The following is a 1,680-nucleotide window of genomic DNA, read 5'->3' on the forward strand; positions in this document are numbered from 1 at the left end:
CCGCCACCAACCAGGAAATATCAGCCCCTTCAATGCCACGACTGGCGCCCAACCANACCAGGGTAGCCACCAACCCGGCGCCCGTTGGGCTAGGCAAGCCAATGAAGAAGCGCTTATCGGTGGTTTCCGCCTGCACATTGAACCGCGCCAGTCGCAAGGCAGCACAGGCCACATAAATGAACGCCGCCACCCAGCCAAACTTGCCAAGGCCGGACAATGCCCAGGCATATGCCACCAGCCCCGGCGCGACACCGAAGGCCACACAATCGGAGAGTGAGTCATACTCCGCCCCGAATTTGCTCTGGGTATTGGTCATCCGCGCCACCCCACCGTCCATCCCGTCCAGGATGCCGGCAATGATGATCCCCAGAGCGGCGTTCTCAAAATGCCCGTTCATGGCCGCCACGATGGCGTAGAACCCGGCAAACAGCGCCGCCGTGGTAAACAGGTTCGGCAAAAGGTAAACCCCCTTGTGGCGAGCGCCAGTACGATGCTCTGCTTCCACAACCTCAAAGGTTTCCGGCGTATCCGTCGCTGTTGTCTTGTCGTTATCCTGCATGGTTATCCACCCATTAATGATGGCGCTAGTGTAACGCAGTGCCCCCAAACAAAAAACGCGGCCGAAGCCGCGTTTTTTGGGAGCGTCACAAAAGCTTAGTTCTTGCTCTTGTCCACGATCTGGTTGGCCTGGATCCACGGCATCATGCCACGCAGCTTCTCACCCACCTGCTCGATGGGATGCGCCGCATTGTTGCGACGGGCCGCCGTCATGGACGGGTAGTTGTGCGCGCCTTCCGCGATGAACATTTTGGCGTACTCGCCGCTCTGGATGCGCTTGAGCGCATTGCGCATGGCCGCACGGGACTCGTCGTTGATCACTTCCGGCCCGGTCACGTACTCACCATACTCCGCGTTGTTGGAGATGGAGTAGTTCATGTTGGCGATGCCGCCTTCGTACATCAAGTCAACGATCAGCTTCAGCTCGTGCAGACACTCGAAGTACGCCATTTCCGGGGCATAGCCCGCTTCGGTCAGGGTTTCGAAGCCCGCTTTCACCAGCTCAACCGCGCCACCACACAGGACTGCTTGCTCACCAAACAGGTCGGTTTCAGTCTCGTCCTTGAAGGTGGTTTCGATGATGCCGGTGCGGCCGCCGCCCACGCCGCAGGCGTAGGACAGAGCCAGCTCTTTGGCGCTACCGGACGCATCCTGGAAGATCGCGATCAGGTCAGGAATACCGCCACCTTTGGTGAACTCGGTACGTACGGTATGGCCCGGCGCTTTCGGGGCGATCATGATCACGTCCAGATCGGCACGCGGCACAATCTGGTTGTAATGGATGGCAAAACCGTGGGCGAAGGCCAGGGTTGCACCTTCTTTCAGGTTCGGCTCGATGTCGGACTTGTACAGCTGCGCCTGGAATTCGTCAGGCGTAAGCACCATTACCACGTCCGCAGCAGCAACAGCAGACGGCACGTCAGTCACGCTGAGGCCATGGGCTTCGGCTTTGGCGATGGATGTGGAGCCAGTGCGCAGCCCGACAACAACGTCTACACCGGAATCTTTCAGGTTGCAGGCGTGGGCATGGCCCTGGGAGCCGTAACCCAGGATAGCCACTTTCTTGCCCTGGATGATGGAAAGGTCGCAATCCTTGTCGTAATACACTTGCATGCTCATAGC

Annotated in this window: 2 protein-coding genes; both read right to left on the minus strand. The window is 59.0% G+C overall.

Translation table 11 applies throughout. From position 1 onward, the window contains the following. Positions 1-559, minus strand: a 559-nt coding sequence (pssA, locus tag A3730_RS01935) for a CDP-diacylglycerol--serine O-phosphatidyltransferase (protein WP_063537367.1), incomplete at its 3' end; no start/stop codon positions are given. A gap of 95 nt (positions 560-654) precedes the next feature. Beyond that, positions 655-1,671, minus strand: a complete 1,017-nt coding sequence (ilvC, locus tag A3730_RS01940) for a ketol-acid reductoisomerase (RefSeq protein ID WP_063519755.1) — start codon at positions 1,669-1,671, stop codon at positions 655-657. Positions 1,672-1,680 lie beyond the last annotated feature (9 nt).

The sequence above is a fragment of the Alcanivorax sp. HI0044 genome (assembly GCF_001634945.1).